Genomic DNA, 25,444 nt, shown 5'->3' on the forward strand with positions numbered 1-25,444 from the left:
ATACTGACCCCTAGCCCCTGACACCTGATCCCTATAAATCGTGGTATAGTCTCTGCGGAGTTCTTGCTAAAAGGCACTATTGTGGAAGATATCGAATATAGCGTGATGGCGGCGGTTGAGGAGCAACATTGGTGGTATGTAGGCATGCGCCAAATTGCCCAAGCGTGGCTTGATCAATTGCCGACCCAGCGTGCTTGGCGGGCGCTTGATGCTGGTTGTGGCACGGCGGGCAATGTCGCCTATTTATTAGGCGATTATGGCCCAGCTTATGGCGTAGATCTCATGCAAGCGGCAGTGCAGTTGGGGCGCAAAAAAACTGATGCGCCGTTAACCCAAGGCTCGGTGCTAACGTTGCCCTATCGCGATGAAAGTTTCGATTTGGTAACCTCGTTTGAAGTGTTGTATCATCGGGCCGTCCCTGATGAAGTCGCCGCGCTACAGGAAATTTATCGGGTGCTGAAGCCAGGTGGTTGGGTATTATTGCGCATGCCAGCCTATCATTGGCTCTATTCAGATCATGATCGCTCGGTGCATACTCGTCGCCGTTACACCAACAAGGAAGTGCAACAGCTGTTGCGGGCTGCCGATTTTACGATTGAGCGCAGCTCGTATATCAACAGCATGTTGTTTCCGTTGATTTTGCTGCAACGCTTGATCGAGCGGATTCGGCCAAGTGCCTCAACCAATGAATCGGCGATGCAACTGCCTGGACGTTTGGCCAACAAACTGTTTGGGGCCGTGATGCGTTTCGAGGCCCGTTGGCTTGAATCAGGGTCTAGCTTTCCCTTTGGGCTATCGATTTTAACCCTCGCCCAAAAACCCAATCATTCGGTATAATCGCCAAATCCATTTAGTTTATTGAGAATACCTATGCAAGCCTTTTTAACCAATATTGCCCAGCGCCCAGCTTTATGGGCCACGTTGCGGCGAATTGTTGAAAATAATTATGTTGGCGAACGCGCCGCCATTGCCGATGAACTGACACCATGGCTGCAAACCAAGCCCCGCCGTTTTTTAGATTTTGGCTGTGGCACTGGTGAATTTGCCTCATCATTTCCCCAGCACAGCTATATGGGCGTTGATCTTTCGCAAGGCTATGTGCGCTACGCTGCCACTCTGAGCGATCATCGCTTTGGGGTGATGAACGGCAATGCTTTGGCCTTTGGCGATGCCAGTTTTGATGCAGCATTAATTGTCGGCGTGATTCACCACCTTGATGATGCATTAGCTCAAATCACCGCCCGCGAATTACACCGCGTTTTAGCGCCAGGCGGCGAAATTTTGATGCTCGAAGATATTCCCGCCCAAGATTGGTGGAATCTGCCTGGGCGTTTGATGCACTGGCTTGATCGCGGTGATGCAATTCGCCAAGACGCAGATTATGGGCGTTTGTTTGCACCCTACTTTACGATCCAGCGCCGCTGGTCAATTCGCAGTGGAATTTGTGATTATGCAGTTTACCGTTTTAGCCGCGTCGATTAAACGCGGGCTGGGTGAGCATGGCACGGCGATCCGCTTATTTGGCAGTGCGCTTGGCTTGCTAATCGCTGGCCAATTGTGTTATCGCAAGGCCTTGCTTGGGGCAACTCAACATAACCTCGAAAGCTTATGGCAGGTGAGCCAAAGTTTTTGGGGCATATTGGGGATTGGCTTAATTCTGCTTTCGCTGATTCCATGGTTGGCGTTGCTAGCTCGCCGCCAACTCAGCTTCTTCTACCCACTTTGGAGCATCGCCACCATTATTTTGGTGGTGATCAATTGGTGGTGGTTTGGCGGCGGCATGTCGTGGCAAACCCTCGCCGGAATTGGCTTGGTTTTGCTAGGGGTTAGCCTTTTATTTCGCGGCGGGCATAGTATTTGACGAGGTGTTAGGGGCTAGGAGTCAGGGGTCAGGATTTAGTAATTAGAGCTGAAGACAGGATTTGGGAAAGCAACTTTGGACTCTTCGTAGACCAAAACTGATCCCTAGCCCCTGACCCCTGACCCCTCTAGATAACAAACGAGCAACAAGCATGATGCAAACGTGGTGGATTATTGGCGCAGTACTGGCGATGATGCTGGGCAATTTGATCGTTCGATCAGGGATGGTTGGGGTGCAACTAGCCCATTCGAGCCGTTTAAGCACATGGCAAGTCTTGCGCTATGGCATGCAGCGTTGGCAAGTTTGGCTAGGCATGCTTTTGCTGTTTGTGGGAGTTGTAGCCTGGGTTAGCAGCGTAGTTTGGTGGCGTTTGGAGCTTGGCTATACTTTGCTAGGCTTGAGCTACGTTGCCACAATTGTGTTTGCTTGGTGGTTTGTGGGCGAAACCTTGACCCTCGAAAAAATGTTTGGGGCCATTATTATTGTGGTTGGCTTGCTATTGATCATTCGTGGTAGTGGATTTTAAGGGGCGTTTGTGCAAATGGCATTGGGTCGATATGCTCGGCCACTGCTGCTGAGTAGCGTGGTTGCCGGGCTATTGTTATGGCTGGGCTGGCAACGTTTAGTGCCATTCAACCTGGCAATTGGCGGCGATTTAGTCATTGGCGAGTCGGGCGAACAATTTGCCTTGATGTACGATCAGCCCTATCTTGAGCATGTGCATGCCCCCGAACCGGCCACGGTCGATCTTACCACCGCTGAAACCTATCGCTGGACGCAGCCAGAATCAACGATTGATGTACCGTATCTCAATGGCAGTGCTCATGTGATTCGGTTGAGTTTAGCGCCACCATCAGTACCACAAACCCCATTTTTGCTCCAAGCCAATGGCGCGGCGATTCGCACCGATTTGCCGCCAGGCCAACGCACTTTGCATATGTTTGCTCCTGATAGCGCTGATGGCGGCTTGACCCTCGAATTACAAGCCCCAATCTATAATGCTAGCCCCGACCCACGTTTGCTGGGGGTGGTGCTGTATCGCCTGCAAGCCCAACCATTAAGCCACACATGGTTTATGCCATGGGTTGCTTGGCTCGATTTATTGGTGCTCGTGCTCGTGGTTGGGTTTGGTGCTGCCTTGGCAGGTTTGGCTCCGCTGACTGCGGCTGGCGCGATCTTGGTCACCAGCAGCGGATTAAGCGTCTTGCTGGCAACGGTGCGGACGGTGATTACGATCGACACTGGCCAGTTGCGCACAATAAGCTTGGCTTGTTTGCTAGTAGCTGGGCTAGGGCGTTGGTTGGCTGAGCGCCGTCAAAACCCCGAAATCGCCTTAGTTGCAGGCATGACCGCCTTGGGCTTGGCGCTGCGCTTGATCGGCATTCGCCATCCCCAAACCAACTTTAGCGATCTCTTGTTGAATGTCAATAATCTGGCTAGCGTGGGCAGCGGCGATTTACTATTTACCGAAGGTTTGCCGTGTGCCGCAGGTGCGGGCCGTTCGCCTTATCCCCCAGGCCCGTATCTCATCACCCAACCGTTAAGTTTATTTCTACCCGCCAGCATTAATCGCGGCATTTTAATTCAGGTAGTTGGGGCTGTTGCCGATGCGTTGGTGATTCCCTTGTTGTGGTGGTTGATTGATCGCACGCGCGACGAGCGAACTCCAGCACGGGCGGCTTTATGGGCTGCCAGCCTGTATCTTGCTCCCTTGGCGATGCTTCGAGCAATGGTGATTGGCGAATGGAGCAATGTGCTAGGGCAGGCAATTGCCATGCCAATCTTGGCGTGGCTTGGTTTATGGCTTGCCAACAATCAGCCGCGAACATGGCAACCAGCCCTGATTGCAGGTTTGACAATCGCCGCCTTACAACATAGTGGCACGATGTTGTCGCTCGGATTGTGGGGCGTGGCCTTAGCGGGATGTTTAGCTTGGCAAAAACAGTGGCAAGTGCTTGGGCGCTTGGTGGTGGTTGGCACAAGCGCAGTCGTGTTGGCTGTTGGTTTGTATTACAGCAATTTCTTGGGCGATCCCACCCTTGCCAATAATGGCGTGATTTGCCCAGCGCCACGTCCGTTTGACCAAAAATTGTGGGGTGTAGTTTGGAACGATCTCATTGCGCTTGATGGGCGGGTTCCGGCTTGGTTTTGGTTGGTAGGTTTGGGCGGCGCGTTTAGCTTACGCCAAGGGTTATCACGGTTAGCGACTCCAATTTGGGCTTGGCTGGCAACCTTCGTGCTTTCGCTTAGCTCGTTGCTTTGGTCGGAGCAAACTGTGCGTTGGTGGCTGTTTATCTTGCCAGCCTTGGCCTTGAGTGGTGGCGTTGGTTTGGCAACTTTAGCTCAGCGTGGGCGTTTCGGGCGGGCAACTGCTACTGCCTCCAGTTTGTTCATCATCGCCGCTTCGTTAGCCCTTTGGACACGCTTTATCATCGAATATCGCACTGGAGCGTTTGTGCCGTAACCCGATTCACGAATACGGTTGGATACTATTCTAGCGAGAATTCAGGGACGAGAGTTCAGCTTCTAACCCTTGTGGGTCGATTATTAATGGCTAATCCTGATTAGTGCCTGCTCTATGCCCCTGATTCTCGGCTGCATTTGCTCAAGGTTCTGGGCTATGCTTAGACTTTGCCTGCGCGAATTTTAAGATTGAGCAAGCGTGCTGACTCGTTTTGGGCAAACCACTCATCTTGCTCTAAAGCTTGGTAGGCTTGTTCAAAGTAGGGCTTCGCAGCTTCATGCTTGCCTAAGGCGGCTAGATTCTCGCCAATTTCCTCGAAAACATAACCATCGGTGATGCCCGCAGCTTGAAGCTCGTTGGCTAATGCTTGTTGCAATGTCAGGGCTGCTTGATATTCACCCAATGAACGTAAACATCGCGCCACCGACCAACGCGCAATCTGAATTTGGCGCGGGCGTTCGCGTTGCAGCCATGCTTGTTCGGCCTCTTTAAACAATGCCAAAGCCTCAACAAACTCGCCTCGTTCATGCAGATCCCAAGCGGCATTGTTGATCATCGCTGGAATTAATGCTTGGGCTTTGGGGTCGTCAGAGGTGCGGGCTAGCTCTAGGCCACGTTGGTTCCAACCCAGCGCTTGTTGATCACCACCATAACTAATTGCCAACATATGCGCTGAATCAACCGCTAAGCCGATAAAACCCGCTTGGGCAGCCAGTTTCCAAGCTTGGGCAAAAAAATAACGAGCCATTTCTAGCTCACCAGCCGAATTATGGGTGCGGCCTCGCTCGAGGTAATAGCGCACTTTGGGTCGATCACCTGCCAAGGGCAATTGGGCTTCGAGTTGGTCGAGCCGTTCATGCGCTTCGGCAAACCGCCCACGCAACGAAAATGTGCGGGCAATTTGGCTGAGGAGTTCAAGCTGATCATCCCCACTGGCTTCGGCCAAGGCTTGTACAAAGCGACTTTCACTCACAGCAGGATCAGCATATTCCCACAGCGCATCAATATCCATAATTCAATTGCTCCATTCCAATCAAATAGCACAGCCTTGCTATTTTAAGGAGTCGAATGAATCAATGTCAAGAGTCAATTAGGCCTTTGGCCCGCAGCTCGGCATAAATGGCTCGATTATATGAGTACATCGCTTGTTGTTGGGCCTCACGGTCGCCCTCAAGCGCTGGATCATAGGAGTAATAGCCAATCGGACTAGTAAAATGGCTAATTACTCCAGCACTATCAATTTTTAAATGCTGATCATTGGTAAAGCGATTGACGGCATAGACTTCGAGACTACAACCTTCTGCATCAATCTCAACCAGATATCGAATCTCCCATGGCGTAACATACTGCCAGGGAATCGTGCCTCGGCCAGGTTGAGCCAAGAGTTCATCGAGAAAGCTCAGATCAGCGCAATCGAAAAACTGGCCAAATGCCGCCTTGAGTTCAGCAGTCATCAGCTATTCCTTAAAGCTTGGTGAGCTAACAAGGGCGATTTTAGTCATTTGGCGCAGCCAAAATTTGCTTGACCCGCCCTACTTCACCCGTTACCAAGCGCACTTTAATGCCATGGGGGTGGTTAGGCGATTTGGTCAAAATATCTTTGACGATGCCTGTGGTGGTCTTGCCTGTGGCTTGATCCTGTTTGAGCACAATCGCTACTTGGATGCCAGGTTTGATTGCACTGCGTTGTTGGCCGCTCATGCTTGCTCCTAAAAAATATGATCAATTGATTATACAGGCTGTTTGAGAATGACAACCTGATCGCCTAGGCGAATTGTGCCCAACTTACGTGGTACGAGCTGAATGCCAAATGGCACGCCGCCACTGGCAGTTTTGCGATACCGAGCTAATGTGCGTAAGGGTTCTTGCTGCACATGCTTTTGGCCCGTGGTAGGGTCGGCGGTAATTAGCACACAGCGTGGACAAGCTTGAGCGACTTCAAACAAGCATTCGCCAATTTGCAACCACTGCCACTGATCTTCTTGGTAGGCTCGTTCGCCATCAATCACAATGTTTGGCCGAAACTGCGCCATCGCGACAGGTTGTTCAAGGCGTTGGTTGAGATCGGCCAACGAAGTCTGTGAAGCGAGCAAAATTGGATAATCGTCGGCGTAACTTACACGGTCGCTGGTGCGGCCCGTGTAGCCCGATGGCATATCGGTTGGCAGCGGGCGTTCGCAACCTTCGCCCATATAAATCACCAAACAATCAATTCCTAGATATTCGCTAAAGGCTTGATTAATTCCTTGGTTGTAGACCATGGCTGGGTGTTGTTCCTCGGCCCATAAATTGACCCGCTCGATTGGCTGCAATAAATAGGGCAAGGCGATTGGCTCAGTGTGATTTGGCAAATACACCAGCAAGCCCTCAGACCCAACGTGGCTCTGAATCGCTAACATTTTGTCATGTTCACGCGCCGTCAAAATTCGGCGATTTTCGCTGGCAACGATCGCCCAATGGCGATCATTGGCAAAACCACGCAACTCCAAGCGAGCTTGATCAAGGGTAATTCCAGCAGTTGATTTAATCGGGTAAATCGTCAGATCAACAACCTGTGCCATTACGATACTCCTCCAAATCAAAGATCAAGCGCATTATAGACCAAATGGTTGCTAGCAGTAGAAATCCACGAAGCACCAGAGGTTGATATGATTGAGCAGCTGGATGTTGCACAATCTGCTTGACATTCAAAACTGCTAGGTCGATACTTAACTAATACACCAGCATCAGCCGCTCCTCGCCGTGTGTTAGCCTTAGCAACAAGGAATTCGACTTATGCACTTGCATCCGTTCAAGCTTGAACGTTTTTTTGTGCCTTTTGAATTTAGCGCCAAATATATGCTCAATGCATCCGATTGCCAATCAGTGACGATTGGCGCTGGCTTAGCGTTAGAGCGGATGCTACGCAATTTTTATTCAACGCCTGGCCTATTTTTAATGGTTTAGCTTGCTTTCCAAGGGCGCAAGGCAAGCCAGTTACTTCGATTAAGGAAGACTGTTATGCAACAAGCGCTCGCCCCCGACCCTGCCACAATTCGCCAGCACCTCGCCCAAACCTATGCGATTCAGCCCAACAGCATCGAGCAAATCAATCGCGGTAACGACCCACGCGCGGCGATTTACCATGTGCAAACCAATGAACAGCAGTATTTTCTCAAGCTCAAGGCTGGCTCAATCTACCAAGCAGGGGTGTTGTTGCCGCGCTATCTCAAGGATCGGGGAGTGGCGGCGGTGGTTGCGCCAGTCGATACCCGTACCCAACAGCTTTGGGGCCATTGCCAACAATTTCATAGCGTACTCTACCCCTACATCGAAGGTACAACTGGCATGGATCAAGGGATGTCGGCGTTGCAATGGCGGAGTTTTGGCCAACAATTGCGCCGAATTCATACGATGCAGGTGCGTGCGCCGCTACGCCACATGCTGCAAAGGGAGCAATTTCGCCCGCCATGGCTGCCAACGGTTCAAGCAATTCACAAGAGCATCAATACTTGGCCAATTGGCGATAGCTATAGCGCCGAATTGATCGATTTTTGGCGGGTCAAATCAGTCGAAATCAGCTATCTGATCAAGCGCATCTGCACATTAGGCCATGAGCTACGGGCCAATGCTGGTGATTTTGGCCTGAGCCATGGCGATATTCATACCGCCAACATTGTGCTCGATCAGATTCAACAGATTAATATTGTCGATTGGGATTACCCAATGTTTGCCCCCAAAGAGCGCGATTTGCGCTTTGTGGTTGGCTCAGTCATCGGCGTACCAGTGCAGCAGCATGAAGAACAATGGTTTTTTGAGGGCTATGGCCAACCAACGATTGACTACAAAGCTTTGGCCTATTATCGTTATGAGCGAGTGATACAAGACCTTGGCGATTATGCTCAGCGGATATTGTTGCGCCGCGATGCCCCGCAAGCGTTCAAACAAGCTGCCTTGCAATCGCTGCGGTCACGCTTTTTAGCTGGCAATATCATCGAATCGGCCTACCAAGCCGATCGAGCACGTTAATGGAGAGAACAGAAATGCCTACGATTGCTCCAATTTTAGCCCAAAACCATGGCTCAATTCAGTTTATGGTCGATGCTGTCGAGCCTTATCAAGGTTCGTTTGAATTGGTTGCGGCTCAGGCGCAATTTGCTACTCGGATTAAACGCCCGCTCATCCAAACGAGCCATGATTCGGCGCAAATGTTGGTCAGAACTAATACCGACAACTCATTAATTCAAACAATCCACTTGGCTTTTAGCCAGCACTACCCCTTAGTGCTCACGCCCGATTGCATTTGGCTAACGATCGCTCAAGGCTTTGCGAATCATGTTAATCGGCATACTGAGCATTTACGCCAGTATTTTGTTGCCCATGAAGCTAAAAAGCAGCTCAAGATTCGGGTTGATGATCTTAGTAGTCAATCAGCATGGACGCATGCGATCGAGCTATGGGCAGCATTACTTAATCAGGAATTGCCGGCCCAACTTGCCCAAACCTTACAATGCGATTTTTCAACCACAACCTCAATCAGTCGTACCGCCAGCCAAATTGGGTTGATGGAGAGTTTTGAGCACTATTTTGATTATGGGGCAGTTTGCGTTTGTGGTATTCCAAATATCACGTTGCTGGGCACGCCTGCCGATTGGCGCTCAATCGCTGAACGGGTAAAACGGCTAGCAACCTTTGATCTTGGTTGGTGGACGGAGCGGCTAGCCCCAATTTGCGAGGGCTTGATTTTGACCAGCGAAGGCCAACCGCCACACAGTTTTTGGCAACAAATCTACAAACCCTATGATCAATATGGCGGTGAAGTTGTAACGGGCTGGGTTGCCGACCTCTTCCCGTATATCAAAGATGCTAAAGAACAGCCAACGATTCCTAATCCGCTGTTTGGGCAACCACGTCCAAGCTTACTAAATGCTGAGCTTGATCACGAGCTTGATTTGCCCTACAACCCCGCAGTCTATCGCGAAAGGCTGGTTCAATATTTATTTGAGCTACCCACCGAAAGTGATGCAACTCCCAGCAAAAGCCTTGGCGACGGCATTGCCAACCGCCGCTTTCCTAGTGGCTTAGCTAGCGTACCAATTACAATCGAATTGCCTGATGGCTCAACCCAAGCATTGGCCTGTGTGGCTGGCTTGATTGGCTCTTACTACAATGCTGAGAAACAACAACTTAGCCCTGAAATTGGCTGGGCCATTTGTCAAGGATAAATGATGTGGGATGAACTTTGCAGCTATAGGCACAGGGGGAATGGAGAAATGAGATTTTAGCGGGTGATGTACCAGCAGGCTCAAAACCCTAATCCCTGAACTTTTTTCATGGATTCGCTTCCAAAGCAGAGCATGCTATACTCTTCCTCGACGAGAATACTCTGCATCCTAGCCTCATTTTAGCCACCACTGGATTCCTCGCAACTGAATTATTTAGGAGGAATGAGCGTATGACCGCCGAAATCGTTCAAGCTCAGTTTGAGCAGCTTGAGCAAATCGCCAGCCGTTTCAATCGCCAAGCCGAACAAAGTGAATTGATCACCCAAAGTATTCGTCAAGTTCACGATGCACTCGTTGGCGGCCAATGGCAGGGCGATGCTGCCAAAGCCTTTGCCAATGAAATGCAAAGCAATGTTTTTCCGGCCTTTAGCCGCCTAACGACCGCCCTACGCGAGAGTCAATCGGTTACCTTGCAAATCAAAAACCTGATGCGACAGGCTGAAGAAGAAGCTGCCCGCTTGTTCCAAGGGCCACTGACTGAAGGCGATGCCGCAGCAAAAACTGGTGGAGTACAGGTTGAAGCTAATACTACCCAATTTGTTGCCCAAGCAACGCCAACTCCAACCCCACCTGCTGACCCTAACAATTACGATCGCTTTGATCAAACCTTGCAATATATGCATCAAGAGATGATCACCAATGCCCAAAGCGAAACGGTAGCCATGATCAAATCATTGCTCGACTCATTTAGAAATCCCCAATGGTACGACTATCTTGGTGGTGGCAATCCAGGCGATAAACTTATTGCCGCCTTAGCAATGTGGGCTGCCAAAGTTCATAGCGGCGGCGATTGGGATCACAAGCCAAAATTGAACGATCTGCTTGATCTTGATGGCGATCCCTCTACCAATGCTGATAACGATTTCTACTTTCCGATTCGTGGCGACCAAACCAACGAATACTACTACGACATTTGGTCAAATATTCACTATGGGTACGTTGGGGCAGCCGCTGGCTTTGAGACGAGCACCCTTCAAGATGGAGCCAACCTTGGCGATGCCTTCACCGGCACAAACGATCCTGGGGATGTCCTAACTGTGCAGATTGGGATTGATCTCTGGAACAAATATGGCACTTCGATGACTTCTGAACAATTGCATGCCGAAATTTTGGCGCATCGTGACGAATTGGTTAATCTCGATAAAACGACATCAGGCAAAAATCAACGCTAGTTGATTCGGCTGGAGTTAGCACATGGCAGGGTTTAGTGATCTCTTGATGATCAGCGGTGTATTGGTCTTTTTTCTATTCAGTAGCTTGAGTTTGGGCTATCTTGTCGGTCAGTTGGCCAGCCCACATCCAACGATCAAGCTATTGCCGATTGTGATTGCTGCCAGTCTTGGTATTGCCTGTCTTGTTGGTTGTTATTGGTGCTTTAGCAGCTTTTCACGGTTTGATCTGATCGATCGTTGTCGGCCTGATGGCACGGGTTTTTGTGCTAGTAATGGTCAGGCAATCGAGCAATTTGAACAAGCTTTATTGCAAGAACAACGCTGGCAATTTGGCTTGTGGATTATCATTCCGCTGATGGGGATTCTTGGCTTGACATGGTTGTTCAAACGTCGAACACCGCGCCTAGCCAGCTAATCGCGTATAATTGAGCATCAGATCGTTGCCCATGGGTTGAACCTCAGCCCATGGGTTTTTAATGGAATGAGCGCCATGCAACCAAGCCTATTTTTGCGCCAGTGGCAACGCTGGTGGCCCTATCTCAGCATTACCTTCGTCGCCCTACTTTTGATGTGGCGAGTGGTGCTGGGCAATATGTTCTTGCCACTCGATATCGTGGCCCACCTGCATCCTTGGCGCTTTTCCTACGAACGGGTGGCGGTCAATAATCCAATCAATAGCGATCTTGTTACTCAAATTTACCCACGCCGTTTAGTGACTAACCAAATTCTTGAGCAAGGCGCGTTGCCGCTATGGAATCCGACGATTTTAACTGGCACGCCGTTGTTGGCCGATGGTCAGTTGGCCTTCTTTTACCCCTTGAGTTGGCTGTTTGTATTGCTGCCCGTTGGTTATGCTTTTGGCATTTACACGTTGTTGAATGTTTGGTTAGCGGGAGTCGGCACATTTAAATTTGCTCAACGCATGCAGCTTGCCCCAATGCCAGCAACCCTCGCTGCTGTGGGCTATATGCTCAGTGGCTTTTTACTCAATTGGCTGCATTTTCCCGAATTTAGTGCTGCTTGCGCCATGCTGCCGTGGTGTTTTTGGGCGGTGCTTCGCGCATGCCAAAGCCAACGTTGGCGCGATTGGCTGCTCGCTAGTTTGGTGCTGGCCTTGCCGTTAGTCAGCCAAATTCAACTAGCCTTCTATGTGTATGTTGGGGTTGGCTGTTTACTGTTGGCTCAACTGCTGGCCTTGCCAAGCTGGCCTTTACGTTTCAAGCAAATCGGCCAATTTAGTAGTGCAATTGGCTTAGCGCTCGGACTAAGCGCGGTGCAATTGTTGCCACAAATTGCGCTTTCGACTCAAGGCCAACGCCTTGACATTGGCTCAGGGCTTGGTTCGGCTAGCTCGATGATGGTTTGGCTATTGCGCTTGATCGTGCCGATTGTTGATGGCGCTGCCCGCGAAACTGCCAGCTCATGGCAACCACATTTATTGCAAGGTATTCAACCCTATGCTGGCCTCGTGAGTGTGGCCTTGGCAGGCTTGGCAATTTGGCGTAGCCAACAGCCTGGCGTGAAGCTGTTTGCCTGCATGGCACTTGGCTCGTTTGCAGTGGCCATTGGCACACCCTTGTTGCAACTGTTGCTTTGGCTGGTTCCACCCTACCGCCAATTTGCTGATCATCAACGTTGGTTTAGTTTGTGGGGTTTTGCCATAGCATTATTGGCAGGCTTTGGTTTGCAAAGTTTGCAGCAACCGAGCAATAAACCAAATCGGGCGCTCTGGATTCAACGCGGCATGTTACTGCTTGGCTTAATTGGACTGGCTGGCTGGGCTTTACAGCATATTGCCTTATTCACTGCCAATTCACGCTATGCCCAATATAGCACCATGCTGCGTTTGGCATTCAACCCAATCAGCCTTGCTATTTTGAGTTTGAGTGGGTTGACATTGGTAGGTTTGTTGATTAAACGCATCCCACGGCGTTGGATCAACCTGGCTGTTTTGCTGATTCTGCTGGGCGATTTGCTCTGGTATGGCGGTAACTACAATACCAGCGTTGATCCAGCGATCTTCCAGCCAACCGCTGATCTACAAGCCAGTTTGGCTGCCGAGCCAGCCTTGCAAGATCCTGCAATTCTGTATCCGCCAACTCGCCAGATCAATTTTCTGCTGCGCCAACCAGGGGTGTTTCGAGTGTTTGGAGCTGATTATCAAGCCATGCCCACGAATGTGTTTAGTGCCTTTGGGCTGGAAGATATTCGCGGCTATCAATCGCTCTATTTAGCCCAATACAATCGGCTAACCCGCCTCATGGATGGCAAGGATTATCATAAACTCGGCGAGGGGGGCAATAGCCTGCATGCGTATTTCACCATGGCCTACAACCAGCGGCGTTTGCTGAATATGCTGAATGTGGAATATCTGATTTTTACTCCCAACAGCCCCAACCCTGAGTTGTATCAACCCTTAGAATTAGTGCAACGTAACGATGAAGGCACGATTTATCGTAATCCTGAGGTATTGCCACGAGCCTGGATGGTTTATCAAACCGAGGTGATCAGCGACGACTTAGGCCAACTTGATCGGCTGGCAGCTAGCGATTTTGACCCAGCCAAGCAAGCGATTGTGGCCGAGCCAATTCCCGCGCTTGGCCAAGCACCCACCCAAATGCTCACGCCTACAGTGAGCTACAGCCCAAATCGGGCGCTAGTGCAGGTCGAAACTTCAGTAGCAGGCTTGTTAGTTTTGGCCGATGCCTACACCAACGACTGGCAAGTAAGCGTTGATGGGCAAGCAGTCCAACTGTATCGCACCAATTATACTTTGCGTGGTGTATGGTTGGATGCAGGCCAACACACGGTCGAGTTCAGTTATCGACCCAAGAGCTTACTCGTTGGGGGCTGGGTTAGTGGCCTAAGTTTAAGTCTGATCCTGATTAGCCTATGGTTGAGTTGGTACAAAACGCGAAAGGCAGCATAATGACAAGCATGTGGAATGAACGCACTGTACAGGATGTGTTACAACGACCAGAACGCTTGCTCAGCCAAACCGATTGGCGGCAGATGATTCAGCAGCAGGGCGGATTGACCGCGTTTTATCAACAGTTACAACAACTGCCACTTGAAGCCAATCAACAAGCGGTACTGAATGTTTTGACGACCTATCCAGGTGCGCCTGTTGAAACCTATTGCTCGCTATTGAATGTGCATAAAGCGACCTATCATCGCTATCAAAAAGCCTTAATTCAAAAACTAACCAGCTTGCTCAATAACGAGCAACCGCAAGCTCACCCGCTAACCCAAACGCCTTCGTTGCACCAACTTCGCCCGATTTTGGCCGATTTTGTGGGCCGTACAGCTGAACTCAAACAAGCTAACTATGCGATCGATATTGCCCATAATGCGGCACGGGGCGCGGTGATCAGCGGCATTCAAGGCATGGGTGGAGTTGGCAAAACCGAATTAGCAATCTATTTGGCGCATCAGTTGATTCCGCATTTTCCCGATGCCCAGATTGTGCTTAATTTATATGGCTCGCGCGAGCAGCCACTGACCACTGAGCAAGCGCTGGGCACGGTGATTGCGCTGTTTAAGCCTAACGCCAAATTGCCCGAGCAGCGCGAAAAACTGCTTGAAATCTATCGTGAAGTGCTGACTGACAAGCGGGTGTTGATTTTGGCCGACGATGCGCGAGATTTGGCCCATGTACACGATTTAACCCCGCCAGTTGGCAGTTGTTTGTTAGTGACCAGCCGTTTACGCTTTGCCATGCCGCTGATGGCTCAACTGCATCTGAGCGAATTTCAGGAGCCTGAGGCAATCGCTTTGCTCCAACAAATTTGCCCACGACTTGAGGCTGACACTGCCCAACAATTGGCCGCCGCATGTGGCTATTTACCCTTGGCCTTGCGCATCAGCGCCAGCATTTTGGCCCAAAACCCTGAGCTAGCAGTTGATGAATATCTGAGCCAACTGCGCGATCAACAGCAACAACTTGCAGCCTTAGAACACCCTGATGATTCGCAAGTCAGCGTGGCAGCCTCGTTGGCCTTGAGTTATGCGCGTTTGCCCAGCGAATTGCAAGCCTTGGCCCGCCAACTCAGCCTGATCGTGGCCGATTTTAGCAGCGCCATGGGCTTGGCAACGGCTGGACTAGATTTCAACATGGCCAACGAAAACTTGCTGTATAAATTGGCCTCGCACAACTTGATTCAATTTGAGCATCGCCAAGAGCGCTGGCGCATGCACGACCTCGTGCGCAGTGTACTACGGCGCTATTTGAACGAAGCAGAGCAAGCCCAAATCCAATTGAATTATGCCCAAGCCAGCGTTGAAACACTAAAGATTATTTATCAAGATTTTCGAGCAGGCGGTGCTACGCAAACCCAAAGCGTTGATAATTTTGATCGCGAATATGCGCATATCGTTGCAACGTGGCAATGGGTACAACAACAGCCAATCTCAACAGCAACAGATAAAATCGTGGTTGAATTAGGATTTTCCAGTGGTGGAGTGAGTCGGATACGAGTTGGTCGTCGCTATAGCACTTTAGCCGAACACGAATTTGGGTTTGAAGCTGCTCTGCGTATTCAAGAGCTTTATAAAGCAGCAATATTTGCTGGAGCACTCGCTAATAGATATAGCGCTCTCGCAGAGCATAAAATATCACTCGGGTGGCATGAACGGGCTTATGCGCTTGCTCTTGAGATCAACGATCTCTATTTACAATCGTTATTTTTAGGTGACATGGCAACATGTTATAGCCAAATGGGTGGTGATAAACATCTGGATAAAGCACTGGACTTAGAACGAGAGGCACTACGATTGTTTAGGTTAAGTGGGTATGAGGGTGTAGGTGAAAGCCTCAGGGTAAATAATCTCGCAACAAACCTTGCCTTGCTTGGATACCATGAAGAAGCTGCTGAGTATTTTATCGAAGCTGTTACTATTGCGCAAAAATTTGAGAACCAAGCTGATGAGTGTCGTGCACTCTATAATCTCGGTGAAACTTATCTCAAATTGAATCAACTTGACCAAGCTCAAATAGCCTTCGATCAAGCACTCACGATTGTTGAACGGATGAATTTTGATGAAGGTCGCACTTACATGTTGCAAGGCCAAGCAAATGTAGCAATGCTGCAAAAAAACTATCACCAATCAATCGAAAAGCTGAATCAAGCCTATGCCATTATGCAGCATTATAATCGGACTATTGCGTTAAACATTCAGTGGAAAATCGGTATCCTCTATTGGAAACTTGGCGATGTGCCAGCAGCCGAAACCCAAATGCAAGCAGTGCTGAAGCAAGAACGACCATTAGGGCTTGATCGAGTTCAAGCCCATGAACAACAACTCAGTAATTTACGCAATCGCCAGCCCTTTGATGATGGCCTGTTGCAAACAATGTTAAATGAATAAGCTTATGTCGAAAATTACATAAGTTCTATGCAATTCTAGCAATAGGCTGTTGGGGAATCGGCTGAGATTTGGTACAATAGCGAGGCAACTATTTTGGCACTGCTGCCACTCCCACTCCCATGCTTGGGCTTGGTTGGCAGCCTATGGCTTACACAAAGGAGTGATCAATGGCCACCGCATCGCCAACGCTCAGCCGCTTGGAATATCCACAAGAAGATCACGATACATGGGCGGCGCTCTGGCAGCGTCAAATGCCCCTAGCGCAACAACACGCCTGCAAGTTGTTCCTTGAAGGCATCGATATTTTGAATCTCGATCGTACCCATTTGCCCGACCCTTTAGCGGTTAGCGATTACCTGAACACGCTGACTGGTTGGGCGTTAGGCGATGCCCAAAATGCCTATCTTGGGCCAACCGAGTGGTTTGAGCATATCGCTGAACGGCGTTTTCCGGTCACCAACTACATTCGCCGCCCACATGAATTGGAATTTACGCCACTGCCCGATTTGTTTCATGAATATTTTGGCCACTTGCCGGCTTTTACCAACCGCGAATTTGCCGATATTGCCCAATTGTTTGGGCCACTATATCTCTCGGCCAAAGACGAACGCCAGCAATTAGGTATTGCACGGATTTGGTGGTTTAGTACCGAATTTGGTTTGCTGCGAGAAAATGGTGAGTTGAAGGTTTTGGGGGCTGGGTTGCTCTCATCGCCAGGCGAATTATTGCACGCGCTCAAACCCGAAACGCCACGTTATGAGTTTGATATTGAACGGGTTGCTGATACCGCCTCAGCACCCTATGGCTACCACGAGCACTACTTCATCCTCAATAGCCTTGATCACTTGCGCTCAATCGTCGATGAATATGCCGAATTAGAAGGCCTGCCCAAACCTGCATTGCCCTTATAAAACTCCGAACGATCCCTCACCCCAACCCCCCTCACCCCAACCCCTCTCCCACTGAGGCGGGAGAGGGGAGTTCCAATCGGCATGATGGGATTCTTTCCCTCTTCCATGTGCAGGATGAGGGGGTTTAGAGTGAGGGCAGTTTTATATTATTCCCACAGCAAAGGAATACATTCAGCATTGCCAACCAAGCGGCTGCCACCATCAGTATTCCAGCGCCGCATCACTGCATGATCAAGCGTGGTGATAGTTTGGGTTTGCAGCCAAAGCATGGTTCGAATAATCTGGCCATGGGCAAAAACACAGCTAATGCCATCCAAGGCTTGGAGCCGTTGCATGGCGGCTTGCACCCGTTCGATCAGCATGCGAAAGCTCTCAGCATCAGAGGCATGGCGATAATCAGGGTCGCAGCGTTGCCAATATTCCTCAACCAGTGGCCGCCGATCATCTTGGTTGGTATCGCGGCAGAGGCTGGGCGAAAGATAGGTGAATTCGTGGATTGGCCAAACCTCAGCTTGCAAATCGGGATAGTGTTTCAGCAATGGCTCAGCGGTTTGGTGAGTACGCAGATATTGCGAAACAATCACCCGATGGGGCTTGGGCAAGCGTTGGATCAACTCATGGGCTTGTTGCCAACCTAAAGCTGTCAAGGGAACGCTGGCTGGGTCGGGCGTGCGCTCACCAGCATTGGCAAGGCTCTCGCCATGGCGAATCAGCCAGCATTCATGGCTCATTTGGTGCTCCAGCGGGCATAAATCGAGGTCGATAATAAACGGCCTGCTGATTGTTCGCGCAAGGTTTGTTCGCCGGCCTCAAGCTCGCCCGGCAAACCCGCCAAGGTATCGCCAAGCGTGTTAGCCAACATCAAAGCCGAGGCGCGGGTATCGTAGGTTGTTACCAGAAAGAACAACGGTTTGGGAGCCAAAATCGTGCGACATTCTTGCAAAAGCACCGGAAACGACTCGGCAAATTGCCAAACTTGGCCTTGGCTGCCCCGCCCAAAGGCTGGCGGGTCCATGATAATGCCTTCGTAGTGAGCGCCACGCCGCGCCTCACGCCGCACAAATTTCAAAGCATCATCAATAATCCAGCGAATTGAATCGGGCGCAAGTTGCGAGGCTGCTTGATTTTCTTTGGCCCAATCGACCGAAGCTTTGGAAGCATCCAAGTGGGTTACTTTGGCTCCAGCTTGCGCGGCGGCCAGCGAGGCCACGCCAGTATAAGCAAACAGATTGAGCACCCGTGGCTGCTCGTTCGATCGCTTAATGTGTTCGGCAACCCAATCCCATTGTGCACCATGTTCAGGGAAAACCCCAACATGGCGAAATGGGGTCAGTTGGGCTTTGAAGCGTAAGCCTTGGTAGCTCATCATCCATGTTTCAGGGTGCGGCTTGAGTTTACGCCAATTTTCGCCCTTGCCTTGATATTCATAAATTGCATGAGCCGCTTCCCATGCCTTGGCATCGAGTTTGGGTTGCCACAAGGCTTCGCTTTCGGGGCGAATCACGGTGACTGGGCCAAAGCGCTCAAGTTTGCGGCCATTGCCACTATCGAGCAAGGCGTAATCGTGCCAATTATCGGATGTTAGCAGTGAAAGTGTTTTCATAACTTTAGTGGTCGGGGGTCGGGGATTAGGGGCCAGTGACCCCTATATCACATTGACCTTACCAAACCTGATACCTTTGTTTATGGTTTGAAAATTTATCCACGAAGGACACGAAGGGCACGAAGGACGAGGGGCTAGGCTAGAGGCTTTTGAAACATGTTGCTCCCCTCACCCCCAGCCCCTCTCCCACTGCGGCGGGCGAGGGGAGCACTCGTGAGATGCCCCAACCAATCGCCGTGAGATACCTTCATCCCTCATCCCTCATCCTTCTACCGGCTCCCAGCCATTGCGCAAGTAGATTGTGCGAATATCTTTTGAGAGCAAATAGCCTAGAGCCAGCACAATCAGCAGTAATGGCGAAAGCACCTCGACGCTGATGATCGAATTGCTCAGCAGCAGGGCATTGCTGAACACATAAAACGTGCTCAGAATAAACATAATCACGGTGGCAAACCAAGCCCAACGCCACAAGCGCCATAAGCCAAAGGCCAAGGCAATGAGGTAAATCGTGACGACACTGGCCACATCGCTGGGCATAACATCAGTGCCGCCCGTTGCCAAGGCGGAAATCACTACCAACGCGGCAGCTCCATAAAACGCCAATACCATCAGCACAATACCCTTGGGTCGTTTGGCGCGGCGCAACTTAATTTCTTCTGAATCGGTGGTTGACATACTATTGACCTTCATCAACCTGCCCCAAAATAATTCGGTCGATCACCGATTCTACTGGGGCAAGGTCGTCGGTAAAGACCCGATTTTCGCCTACGCCATCCCAACGGCGAATTGGCTTTTTGCTGCTATTGCTGGCCAGCGCTTGTTCCATCACATAGCGCAGGGTCGGGTCTTCAATGGTTGCCAGATTGGCTTCAAAGTTGGCAACGCCATCGCCAACATCGCCAGGAATCCCAATCAACATTGTATTGAAGTTATTCGGCACATCGATCATATAAACATGGGCAAACACGCTGCTCATGGTGCTAGCCAAGACATTGACCAAGCGATAATCGCCCCCAGCAGATGTATTGGGCTTGCCCGCATTGACCACCGCAACTCCATTGGGCGCTAAATGGTCGCGTACCGTTTCAAAAAACTCACGGGTGGTGAGGTGAAACGGAATATAGGGCTGCTTGTAGGCATCCATGCCGATAATATCATATTTATTGTCGTTGCCAGCGAAGAAAATTCGGCCATCGGCAACGTAGGTATTGAAATTGGGAAATTGAGGAGTTTCGCCGCGTGCTTGATAATATTGCACGTCGTGCATCGCGAAGTATTCACGGCCTAACTCAACAATCCGTGGGTCGATTTCGATCCCATCGATCACTGAATCTTTGCCGTAGATTGCCAGAAACTGCTTGGGGACTGAGCCAGCCGCCGAGCCAACCATGGCCATGCTGTTGACACTTTCCATGCTGCGGTTGGGGTAGAAATAGGGCGCAATATTGTAAAAATCCCATGGCCCGTTGGTTAGTAAATCGCTGGCATTATTGGTTTGCTCAAACTTTGGGTAGTAGATTGAGTGGATGGCTTGGCCTTCGTTGAGCACCAAGCCGATCATTTTGTTGGCATCGCTGCCCCGCTCGACAATCTGAATATAGTTATAGGCCGAATCATCTTCGGTGATCAAGCTACAGCCACGGCAATCGGCAACCTTAATTGGCTCGCTTTGGGGCCAAAATGCCAATGCCACCACAACGATCAAGGCCACCAAGGCCACTGGCAACAACTTGCGCCGCTCCAACCAGAAGCCGGGCAAAATGAGCACCAACAAACCCATGGCAAAAATATAAATCGTCATCTTTGTGCCAACTGTGGGAATTAGGAAGAGCACCGGCAAGAAGGTACCAAGAATCGAGCCAAGGGTCGAGATCGCTGAGAGATTGCCCGCCGCCTTGCCTGCATCGGCAGCATCGCGAATGGCGAGGCGCACTGCGAAGGGGCTAACCATGCCCAATAAGGTAATTGGCACCGAGAATAAGGCCAAAACTCCCAGCAACGAGCCGATAAACGATCCAGCTGAACGGGTGGCAAAAGCATCAAGCGACCACTTCAAAATTGGCTGTGAGATCCAAGGGATCACAGCCGAAGTGATTGCACCAACCAAAATGATCGTGCAAAGCAGGCCTAATTCAGGCCGACGGTCGGCCCAACGCCCGCCGAGGGTATAGCCAATCGTCAGATAGAGCAAAGTTAAGCCAATCACGTTGGCCCAAATCAACTGCGATGTACCGAAGTAAGGAGCCAACAGTCGCGAAGCAGTCATTTCGATGCCGAGCGTACAGATCCCCGCACCAAAGACCAACAACATAAGGTAACGACGTGCCAATGCTTGAATCCTTTCAACAAAAAGCCGTGGAGGCCACCCAATGGGCGTTGCATCCACGGCACGGCATGACTAAAAAATCAATTAGCGCTTTAGCTAACCGATTGAAAAACCGTTTGCAAAACTTGCAGAATCAGCAGCGCAATTAACGGCGAGAGATCAAACATGCCGATTGATGGAATAACTCGCCGGATTGGTAGCAAGATTGGGTCGGTGATTTCGCGCAGAATCAAGGCAAAGCGCGATTGACCCGTCGGATCAAACCACGACATGATGATTCGCACAAAAATCGCGATTTCGAGAATTGGGATTAACAGGAGAAAAAACTGGCTAATGAAATTGCCCATGAGCGCCCCCAACAGGTGGTTTGCCGCATTTCTGCGTGCAGTATACCATAAGCGTTTGGCTTATGGTCAGCTAAGCGCAGGCTAAATTGCCCGATGTCACATTAGTTCATACAAACTCTCTAGGTAGCGTGATAGTTGCGTGATAGTTGCTGGCTATCCTGCCGTTGCGATGAGTTTTTACCTATTGATTAGGAGGAATGTATGCGACGGATGGTGCAGTTTTTGGCAATTGTGCTGCTGGTGGTCGGTGGCGCTTGGCCGCAATTTCAGGCCAACGCAGCTCAATCGGAGCCAGTTTTGCAGGCTCCCACGGCATTCAATGCGGTAGCCGACGACCAATTTTGGAATAACGATAATTTGGTGGCCGATGCCAATAATAAGATTAATGCGATTACAACATTGAATAACGATCTGTTTGTTGGTGGTTTGTTTAGCCGTGTCGGTGGCATCGATGTCGCACGAGTAGCCCGTTGGAATGGTGAGCGTTGGTTTGCGCTGGGTAGTGGCATCAGCGGGGCAAATGCCAAAATTGAGGCGATCGATGCTTCGAGTAGCGGCAATATTTACGCTGTGGGCGAGTTTGGTAATGCTGGCGGGGTCGCCGCTGATAGTATTGCCCGCTGGAATATTGCCACCCAACAATGGTCGGCGCTGGCTACCAATGTTAATGGCTCGGTCGATGCGGTGGTAGTTGTGCCCGATTCGAATGGCGATATCGTGTATGTTGGTGGAAGCTTTACGAACATCGATGGGGTCAGCGCCAATCGCGTTGCCCGCTGGACGAATGGCACGTGGAGCGCCTTAGCTGATGGCGTAGCTGGCACAAATGCCCAAGTTTTTGCTTTATCCTTCAATCCGAGCAACACGGCCCAAATTGTGGCAGGTGGGGTGTTCACCAGCGCCAACGGTTTGGTTGCCAACAATATCGCCTTGTGGGATGGCAATGCATGGCAAAGCCTTGGCACAGGCGCTAACAACGGCGTGAATGGTCGGGTGCGCTTTGTCGATTTTCGCAATAGCAATTTTGTGGTGGTTGGCGGCGGCTTCACTAGTGCTGGCGTTGTGGCTCCAGTTGGTGGCTCGGCTGCTTGGCGTGGCGGCAATACGTGGGAAGCCTTCACCGGACGCGGCTTTAATCCAATTGCGTCAAATTCTGAAATTCGCGCGATTGCCGAATTACCTGGACGAATCTTTGTTGGTGGTAATTATTTTGGCCTCGTGAATGCCAGCGGCCAAATAACGTCGGGGAGCTTAATGGGGCTATGGAATGGCACGACCTGGCAGTTTGTGCCAAATTCACCATTCAAAATTACCCAAATCGAACGGATTGGCACAACTGAACAATTTTTCGTTACTGGTGAAAGTACCAATATACTCAATCCGAGTGGTTTTGTGAGTTTGTTTATTCCCACGCCAACTGGCAGCAATCAGCCACATCAATTTTTGCCCTTGGGTGGCACAATCAGCGGACCAGATAATGCGGTGTTTGCAGTGCATGCCAGTACCTCAGGCGTGTTTGTCGGTGGCGAATTCAATCGTGCCAGCGATCAAGCGATTAATAATATTGCGCTGTTCAACCCAACGACCCGCACTTGGTCGGCATTATTTGGCAAAACTGAAAATGGTACCAACGATACTGTGCGTGCGATTGCTCCATTTGGCAGTGATCAATTGATCGTCGCTGGCGATTTTAGCGAGGCTGGCGGAATTAACGCAGCAGGCGTAGCCAAATGGGATATTGGCGATCAGCAGTGGTTTGAAATTTCTAATAGTATCAATGGCTCGGTGCGGGCAATCGCGGTCAATGGCAGCGAAATTGTGATCGGCGGCGATTTTACCCAAATCGATGGCACAACCGTTAATCATATTGCCCGCAGTACCAACGGCGGTAATTCATGGTCGGCGCTTGGCACAGGCATTGGTGGGCCAGTTCATGCCTTGGTGTTTCGCAGCGGAACCTTATTTGCAGGCGGCGATTTTAGCACTGCTAGCGGCGTGAGCGCCAACAACATCGCCCGTTGGAATGGCACAGCATGGCAAGCTTTGCGTGGCGGTACTGACGATATTGTATTTTCGTTAGCGGTATTTGGCACCCAGATTGCGGTTGGCGGCTCGTTCAATGCGGCTGATGGCGTGGCCGGAACCAGCGCGATTGCCCTTGTTCACCCGACAACTGGGGTTTGGTCGCCCTTGGCCCAAGGCTTTGGCATTGGCAACACGGTTCAAACGCTGGCAGTACGTGGCACTGATCTGTATGCCGCTGGTACATTCTTCTACTCGCAGCCTAATCCCACACGCCCAACCAACATCGCCCGTTGGGATGGAACTGCCTGGCAAGCATTGGGTAGCGGGATTAGTGGCGGCCCTGGCAATGCTGATTCGGTCAAAGGATTTACAATGAGTGTGCGCGGCGATGACCTGTTTGTTGGCGGCACATTTGATGCTGCTGGCGGCAAATCATCCAAACGCTTTGCCCAATGGACTCAGCCCGAAGTTGATTTAGTGGTTGGTCTGCGCGATTCGGCTGATCCTGTACAGGTCAACACGCCATTCCAATACAACGTGGGCTTAATCAACCAAGGCACAATTACCTCAACCAACGTGATTTACGAACAAACCTTTGATAGTTCGGTTAGCTTTGGGGCGATTACTCCTAGCCAAGGAACCTGTAGCTTTAGCAATGCCACGACCTTGCGTTGTACGCTTGGCACGCTTATGCCCAGTGCTCGCGCTACTGTGGTAATCAACGTTACCCCAACCCAAGTTAAAACAATCCTGAGCCGTGGCACAGTTAGCTCGCCTGCTGATGAGCCAATTACTGCCAACAATCAGCAGCAAATTAGCACCCAAATTATTGCGCCGGGCAACCCTGTGCCAACCATCACTAGTATTACACCCAATAGTTTTGTGCAACAGGCCTTGGGTATTGTCCAAATTAGTGTTAGCGGCACGGGTTTTGTCGCTAGCTCCAAGGTGTTTGTTGATGGGATTGAACGCCCAACCACCTTCTTAAATAATGTTCAAATTAATTTCTCAATTCCAGCCAATACAACGTTGGGCAATCATAGCGTGATTGTACGCAACCCCACGCCTGGTGGTGGCGATTCGAATAGCGTTAATTTGGCAGTTTTGCGCAATAGTGTTGGGTTTAGCAGCATCACCCCCGATACAGGTGGCGTTGATGTGGGCTGGCAAACCACCTTCACGATTAGCTGGACTCACACCACCGATCCATGGCGGATTATTGATAGCCTTGATTTGCGCTTGGTCAATGCCGATGGAATTGGCTTGTGGGCACGCTTTACCGAGGGCGTTTCGGGCACATTTAGCTTGCTCAACAGCGAGGGTGATATCATCGGCACAGCGCTTGCCGAAACTCCAAGCATCCTTAGCAGCGATACTGTCGAGCTTGATGTTGAAGCCAGTAGCTTTGCCGGCAGCGGCCCAACTGGTTTTAGCATGAATGTGACCTTCAACGTGACCTTCAACGAAGCGGCGCGTGGTCGCTACAACATCGAACTCTACGCCAGCGATGATCATGGTGTGTTGCAAGGGCCAGATGTACTTGGCACGTTCGATGTTGGCATTCACCAAATCTTCCTGCCCATGACAATCAAATAAGTAGCTTTTTGATTAAGCGCTTAGCCTTGGTTGCCAAGTTTCGCAACCAAGGCTGATGTTTTTAATCATTACGCTTGCTATACTCAAAGCATCTTACCAACCAAGGAGCTAAGCATGCCAAAGCGTCCGCCACTCCCCGAAGCAGTCCGCGATCTTGCGCTCGATCAATTTAGGTCAAGCAATGCCGATCGCACCACTCGCGGCAGACAAATTATCACCGCAGCAACCGATTTGGAATATCGTTGGGGCTTCGATTCTGAGAGCACAGCCGAAAATCCAATCTACTTGGTCAAAGTCCAGATTCAGCATTGGGATATTATTCAGCCAGAAATCTATGCAATCAGCCTCGTTGATCAAGCTTTTGAAATTAGCGAAATTAAACTAGGCCAACGCAAAGTCTCGTGGAGCCATTGGCGGGTTGTGCCAGGCAGGCTGAGCTAAATTCAAACTACCGCTTGCAATATTCTAATTTTATTGATATAAATACATATAGTCTAGAATAGTAGAA

At 50.4% G+C, this 25,444-nt stretch carries 24 protein-coding genes; 15 read left to right on the forward strand and 9 right to left on the reverse strand.

Translation table 11 applies throughout. The annotated features are described in order from the left end of the window. The first annotated feature begins 81 nt into the window (after window positions 1–81). From ABEB26_RS00465 to ABEB26_RS00485, 5 genes are all read left to right on the forward strand, one after another. Entirely contained in the window at window positions 82–837 is a 756-nt protein-coding gene (locus ABEB26_RS00465) for a class I SAM-dependent methyltransferase (protein WP_345719972.1), read from the forward strand. Window positions 838–870: 33 nt separating this feature from the next. After that, a complete protein-coding gene (locus tag ABEB26_RS00470; protein WP_345719973.1) occupies window positions 871–1,482 on the forward strand; it encodes a class I SAM-dependent methyltransferase in 612 nt (203 codons plus the stop codon). Beyond that, window positions 1,451–1,861: a hypothetical protein gene (locus ABEB26_RS00475; RefSeq protein ID WP_345719974.1), complete on the forward strand. Its 411-nt coding sequence runs from the start codon at window positions 1,451–1,453 to the stop codon at window positions 1,859–1,861. Before ABEB26_RS00470 ends, ABEB26_RS00475 begins: the two co-directional genes overlap by 32 nt. Window positions 1,862–2,012: 151 nt before the next feature. Further along, on the forward strand, window positions 2,013–2,387 hold the full coding sequence (locus ABEB26_RS00480) for a hypothetical protein (protein WP_345719975.1): 375 nt from the start codon (window positions 2,013–2,015) through the stop codon (window positions 2,385–2,387). Window positions 2,388–2,396: 9 nt separating this feature from the next. Beyond that, entirely contained in the window at window positions 2,397–4,325 is a 1,929-nt protein-coding gene (locus tag ABEB26_RS00485) for a hypothetical protein (RefSeq protein WP_345719976.1), read from the forward strand. Between the two features lie 160 nt (window positions 4,326–4,485). Here the strand turns inward: ABEB26_RS00485 and ABEB26_RS00490 are convergent, their stop codons facing one another. The 4 genes from ABEB26_RS00490 to ABEB26_RS00505 all read right to left on the reverse strand — a co-directional run bounded on the left by ABEB26_RS00490 (window position 4,486) and on the right by ABEB26_RS00505 (window position 6,886). Next, window positions 4,486–5,337 (reverse strand): hypothetical protein, encoded by an 852-nt coding sequence (locus tag ABEB26_RS00490; RefSeq protein ID WP_345719977.1) that lies wholly within the window; start codon window positions 5,335–5,337, stop codon window positions 4,486–4,488. Window positions 5,338–5,404: 67 nt separating this feature from the next. Further along, the gene (locus ABEB26_RS00495) at window positions 5,405–5,779 is read right to left on the reverse strand and encodes a hypothetical protein (RefSeq protein WP_345719978.1); all 375 of its coding nucleotides are present in this window, start codon (window positions 5,777–5,779) and stop codon (window positions 5,405–5,407) included. Window positions 5,780–5,819: 40 nt separating this feature from the next. Then, the gene (locus ABEB26_RS00500; protein ID WP_345719979.1) at window positions 5,820–6,026 is read right to left on the reverse strand and encodes a YwbE family protein; all 207 of its coding nucleotides are present in this window, start codon (window positions 6,024–6,026) and stop codon (window positions 5,820–5,822) included. A 29-nt stretch (window positions 6,027–6,055) separates the two neighbouring features. Further along, window positions 6,056–6,886 carry an MOSC domain-containing protein gene (locus ABEB26_RS00505; protein ID WP_345719980.1) on the reverse strand — a complete coding sequence of 277 codons (831 nt, stop codon included), beginning with the start codon at window positions 6,884–6,886 and terminating at the stop codon, window positions 6,056–6,058. 214 nt (window positions 6,887–7,100) lie between these two features. On the opposite strand from ABEB26_RS00505, the gene ABEB26_RS00510 reads away from it, so the two are divergent. From ABEB26_RS00510 to ABEB26_RS00545, 8 genes are all read left to right on the forward strand, one after another. Beyond that, complete coding sequence (locus ABEB26_RS00510) at window positions 7,101–7,271, forward strand: hypothetical protein (RefSeq protein ID WP_345719981.1); 171 nt, start codon at window positions 7,101–7,103, stop codon at window positions 7,269–7,271. 54 nt (window positions 7,272–7,325) lie between these two features. After that, window positions 7,326–8,333, forward strand: coding sequence for an aminoglycoside phosphotransferase family protein (locus tag ABEB26_RS00515; RefSeq protein WP_345719982.1), 1,008 nt, complete (start codon window positions 7,326–7,328; stop codon window positions 8,331–8,333). Between the two features lie 14 nt (window positions 8,334–8,347). Next, window positions 8,348–9,529, forward strand: coding sequence for a DUF4419 domain-containing protein (locus tag ABEB26_RS00520; RefSeq protein WP_345719983.1), 1,182 nt, complete (start codon window positions 8,348–8,350; stop codon window positions 9,527–9,529). Between the two features lie 230 nt (window positions 9,530–9,759). Continuing rightward, window positions 9,760–10,761, forward strand: coding sequence for a WXG100 family type VII secretion target (locus ABEB26_RS00525; RefSeq protein WP_345719984.1), 1,002 nt, complete (start codon window positions 9,760–9,762; stop codon window positions 10,759–10,761). A 22-nt stretch (window positions 10,762–10,783) separates the two neighbouring features. Next, complete coding sequence (locus ABEB26_RS00530; RefSeq protein WP_345719985.1) at window positions 10,784–11,176, forward strand: hypothetical protein; 393 nt, start codon at window positions 10,784–10,786, stop codon at window positions 11,174–11,176. 75 nt (window positions 11,177–11,251) lie between these two features. Next, window positions 11,252–13,690: a YfhO family protein gene (locus ABEB26_RS00535; RefSeq protein WP_345719986.1), complete on the forward strand. Its 2,439-nt coding sequence runs from the start codon at window positions 11,252–11,254 to the stop codon at window positions 13,688–13,690. After that, window positions 13,690–16,128, forward strand: coding sequence for a tetratricopeptide repeat protein (locus ABEB26_RS00540; protein ID WP_345719987.1), 2,439 nt, complete (start codon window positions 13,690–13,692; stop codon window positions 16,126–16,128). The genes ABEB26_RS00535 and ABEB26_RS00540 overlap by 1 nt, the downstream gene beginning before the upstream one ends. Before the next feature lie 167 nt (window positions 16,129–16,295). Then, entirely contained in the window at window positions 16,296–17,039 is a 744-nt protein-coding gene (locus tag ABEB26_RS00545; protein ID WP_345719988.1) for an amino acid hydroxylase, read from the forward strand. Between the two features lie 146 nt (window positions 17,040–17,185). Here ABEB26_RS00545 and ABEB26_RS00550 read toward each other — a convergent pair whose 3' ends face one another. The 5 genes from ABEB26_RS00550 to ABEB26_RS00570 form a co-directional block, all read right to left on the reverse strand. Beyond that, on the reverse strand, window positions 17,186–17,770 hold the full coding sequence (locus tag ABEB26_RS00550) for a histidine phosphatase family protein (protein ID WP_345719989.1): 585 nt from the start codon (window positions 17,768–17,770) through the stop codon (window positions 17,186–17,188). Further along, window positions 17,767–18,642 carry a class I SAM-dependent methyltransferase gene (locus tag ABEB26_RS00555; RefSeq protein ID WP_345719990.1) on the reverse strand — a complete coding sequence of 292 codons (876 nt, stop codon included), beginning with the start codon at window positions 18,640–18,642 and terminating at the stop codon, window positions 17,767–17,769. Before ABEB26_RS00555 ends, ABEB26_RS00550 begins: the two co-directional genes overlap by 4 nt. A 261-nt stretch (window positions 18,643–18,903) precedes the next feature. Continuing rightward, window positions 18,904–19,317, reverse strand: a complete 414-nt coding sequence (locus ABEB26_RS00560) for a hypothetical protein (protein ID WP_345719991.1) — start codon at window positions 19,315–19,317, stop codon at window positions 18,904–18,906. A gap of 1 nt (window position 19,318) precedes the next feature. Further along, window positions 19,319–20,971 carry a spermidine synthase gene (locus ABEB26_RS00565; protein WP_345719992.1) on the reverse strand — a complete coding sequence of 551 codons (1,653 nt, stop codon included), beginning with the start codon at window positions 20,969–20,971 and terminating at the stop codon, window positions 19,319–19,321. Window positions 20,972–21,060: 89 nt separating this feature from the next. Then, window positions 21,061–21,315, reverse strand: coding sequence for a YggT family protein (locus tag ABEB26_RS00570; RefSeq protein ID WP_012191371.1), 255 nt, complete (start codon window positions 21,313–21,315; stop codon window positions 21,061–21,063). A gap of 201 nt (window positions 21,316–21,516) precedes the next feature. Here ABEB26_RS00570 and ABEB26_RS00575 point away from each other — a divergent pair, with 201 nt between their 5' ends. Together ABEB26_RS00575 and ABEB26_RS00580 are read left to right on the forward strand one after the other, a co-directional pair. After that, entirely contained in the window at window positions 21,517–24,936 is a 3,420-nt protein-coding gene (locus ABEB26_RS00575) for a hypothetical protein (protein ID WP_345719993.1), read from the forward strand. Between the two features lie 114 nt (window positions 24,937–25,050). Next, the gene (locus ABEB26_RS00580; RefSeq protein ID WP_345719994.1) at window positions 25,051–25,377 is read left to right on the forward strand and encodes a hypothetical protein; all 327 of its coding nucleotides are present in this window, start codon (window positions 25,051–25,053) and stop codon (window positions 25,375–25,377) included. Window positions 25,378–25,444: the final 67 nt, after the last annotated feature.

The organism is Herpetosiphon gulosus, assembly GCF_039545135.1.
Lineage (GTDB): Bacteria > Chloroflexota > Chloroflexia > Chloroflexales > Herpetosiphonaceae > Herpetosiphon > Herpetosiphon gulosus.

What these genes read in the sequence shown, in the direction of transcription:
- ABEB26_RS00575 (WP_345719993.1), top strand. Translation starts at nt 21,517, where the DNA reads ATGCGACGGATGGTGCAGTTTTTGGCAATTGTGCTGCTGGTGGTCGGT.
- ABEB26_RS00495 (WP_345719978.1), bottom strand. Translation starts at nt 5,779, where the DNA reads ATGACTGCTGAACTCAAGGCGGCATTTGGCCAGTTTTTCGATTGCGCT.
- ABEB26_RS00530 (WP_345719985.1), top strand. Translation starts at nt 10,784, where the DNA reads ATGGCAGGGTTTAGTGATCTCTTGATGATCAGCGGTGTATTGGTCTTT.
- ABEB26_RS00550 (WP_345719989.1), bottom strand. Translation starts at nt 17,770, where the DNA reads ATGAGCCATGAATGCTGGCTGATTCGCCATGGCGAGAGCCTTGCCAAT.
- ABEB26_RS00500 (WP_345719979.1), bottom strand. Translation starts at nt 6,026, where the DNA reads ATGAGCGGCCAACAACGCAGTGCAATCAAACCTGGCATCCAAGTAGCG.
- ABEB26_RS00470 (WP_345719973.1), top strand. Translation starts at nt 871, where the DNA reads ATGCAAGCCTTTTTAACCAATATTGCCCAGCGCCCAGCTTTATGGGCC.
- ABEB26_RS00570 (WP_012191371.1), bottom strand. Translation starts at nt 21,315, where the DNA reads ATGGGCAATTTCATTAGCCAGTTTTTTCTCCTGTTAATCCCAATTCTC.
- ABEB26_RS00580 (WP_345719994.1), top strand. Translation starts at nt 25,051, where the DNA reads ATGCCAAAGCGTCCGCCACTCCCCGAAGCAGTCCGCGATCTTGCGCTC.
- ABEB26_RS00525 (WP_345719984.1), top strand. Translation starts at nt 9,760, where the DNA reads ATGACCGCCGAAATCGTTCAAGCTCAGTTTGAGCAGCTTGAGCAAATC.
- ABEB26_RS00505 (WP_345719980.1), bottom strand. Translation starts at nt 6,886, where the DNA reads ATGGCACAGGTTGTTGATCTGACGATTTACCCGATTAAATCAACTGCT.
- ABEB26_RS00510 (WP_345719981.1), top strand. Translation starts at nt 7,101, where the DNA reads ATGCACTTGCATCCGTTCAAGCTTGAACGTTTTTTTGTGCCTTTTGAA.
- ABEB26_RS00490 (WP_345719977.1), bottom strand. Translation starts at nt 5,337, where the DNA reads ATGGATATTGATGCGCTGTGGGAATATGCTGATCCTGCTGTGAGTGAA.
- ABEB26_RS00555 (WP_345719990.1), bottom strand. Translation starts at nt 18,642, where the DNA reads ATGAAAACACTTTCACTGCTAACATCCGATAATTGGCACGATTACGCC.
- ABEB26_RS00515 (WP_345719982.1), top strand. Translation starts at nt 7,326, where the DNA reads ATGCAACAAGCGCTCGCCCCCGACCCTGCCACAATTCGCCAGCACCTC.
- ABEB26_RS00545 (WP_345719988.1), top strand. Translation starts at nt 16,296, where the DNA reads ATGGCCACCGCATCGCCAACGCTCAGCCGCTTGGAATATCCACAAGAA.
- ABEB26_RS00535 (WP_345719986.1), top strand. Translation starts at nt 11,252, where the DNA reads ATGCAACCAAGCCTATTTTTGCGCCAGTGGCAACGCTGGTGGCCCTAT.
- ABEB26_RS00475 (WP_345719974.1), top strand. Translation starts at nt 1,451, where the DNA reads ATGCAGTTTACCGTTTTAGCCGCGTCGATTAAACGCGGGCTGGGTGAG.
- ABEB26_RS00520 (WP_345719983.1), top strand. Translation starts at nt 8,348, where the DNA reads ATGCCTACGATTGCTCCAATTTTAGCCCAAAACCATGGCTCAATTCAG.
- ABEB26_RS00540 (WP_345719987.1), top strand. Translation starts at nt 13,690, where the DNA reads ATGACAAGCATGTGGAATGAACGCACTGTACAGGATGTGTTACAACGA.
- ABEB26_RS00560 (WP_345719991.1), bottom strand. Translation starts at nt 19,317, where the DNA reads ATGTCAACCACCGATTCAGAAGAAATTAAGTTGCGCCGCGCCAAACGA.
- ABEB26_RS00480 (WP_345719975.1), top strand. Translation starts at nt 2,013, where the DNA reads ATGATGCAAACGTGGTGGATTATTGGCGCAGTACTGGCGATGATGCTG.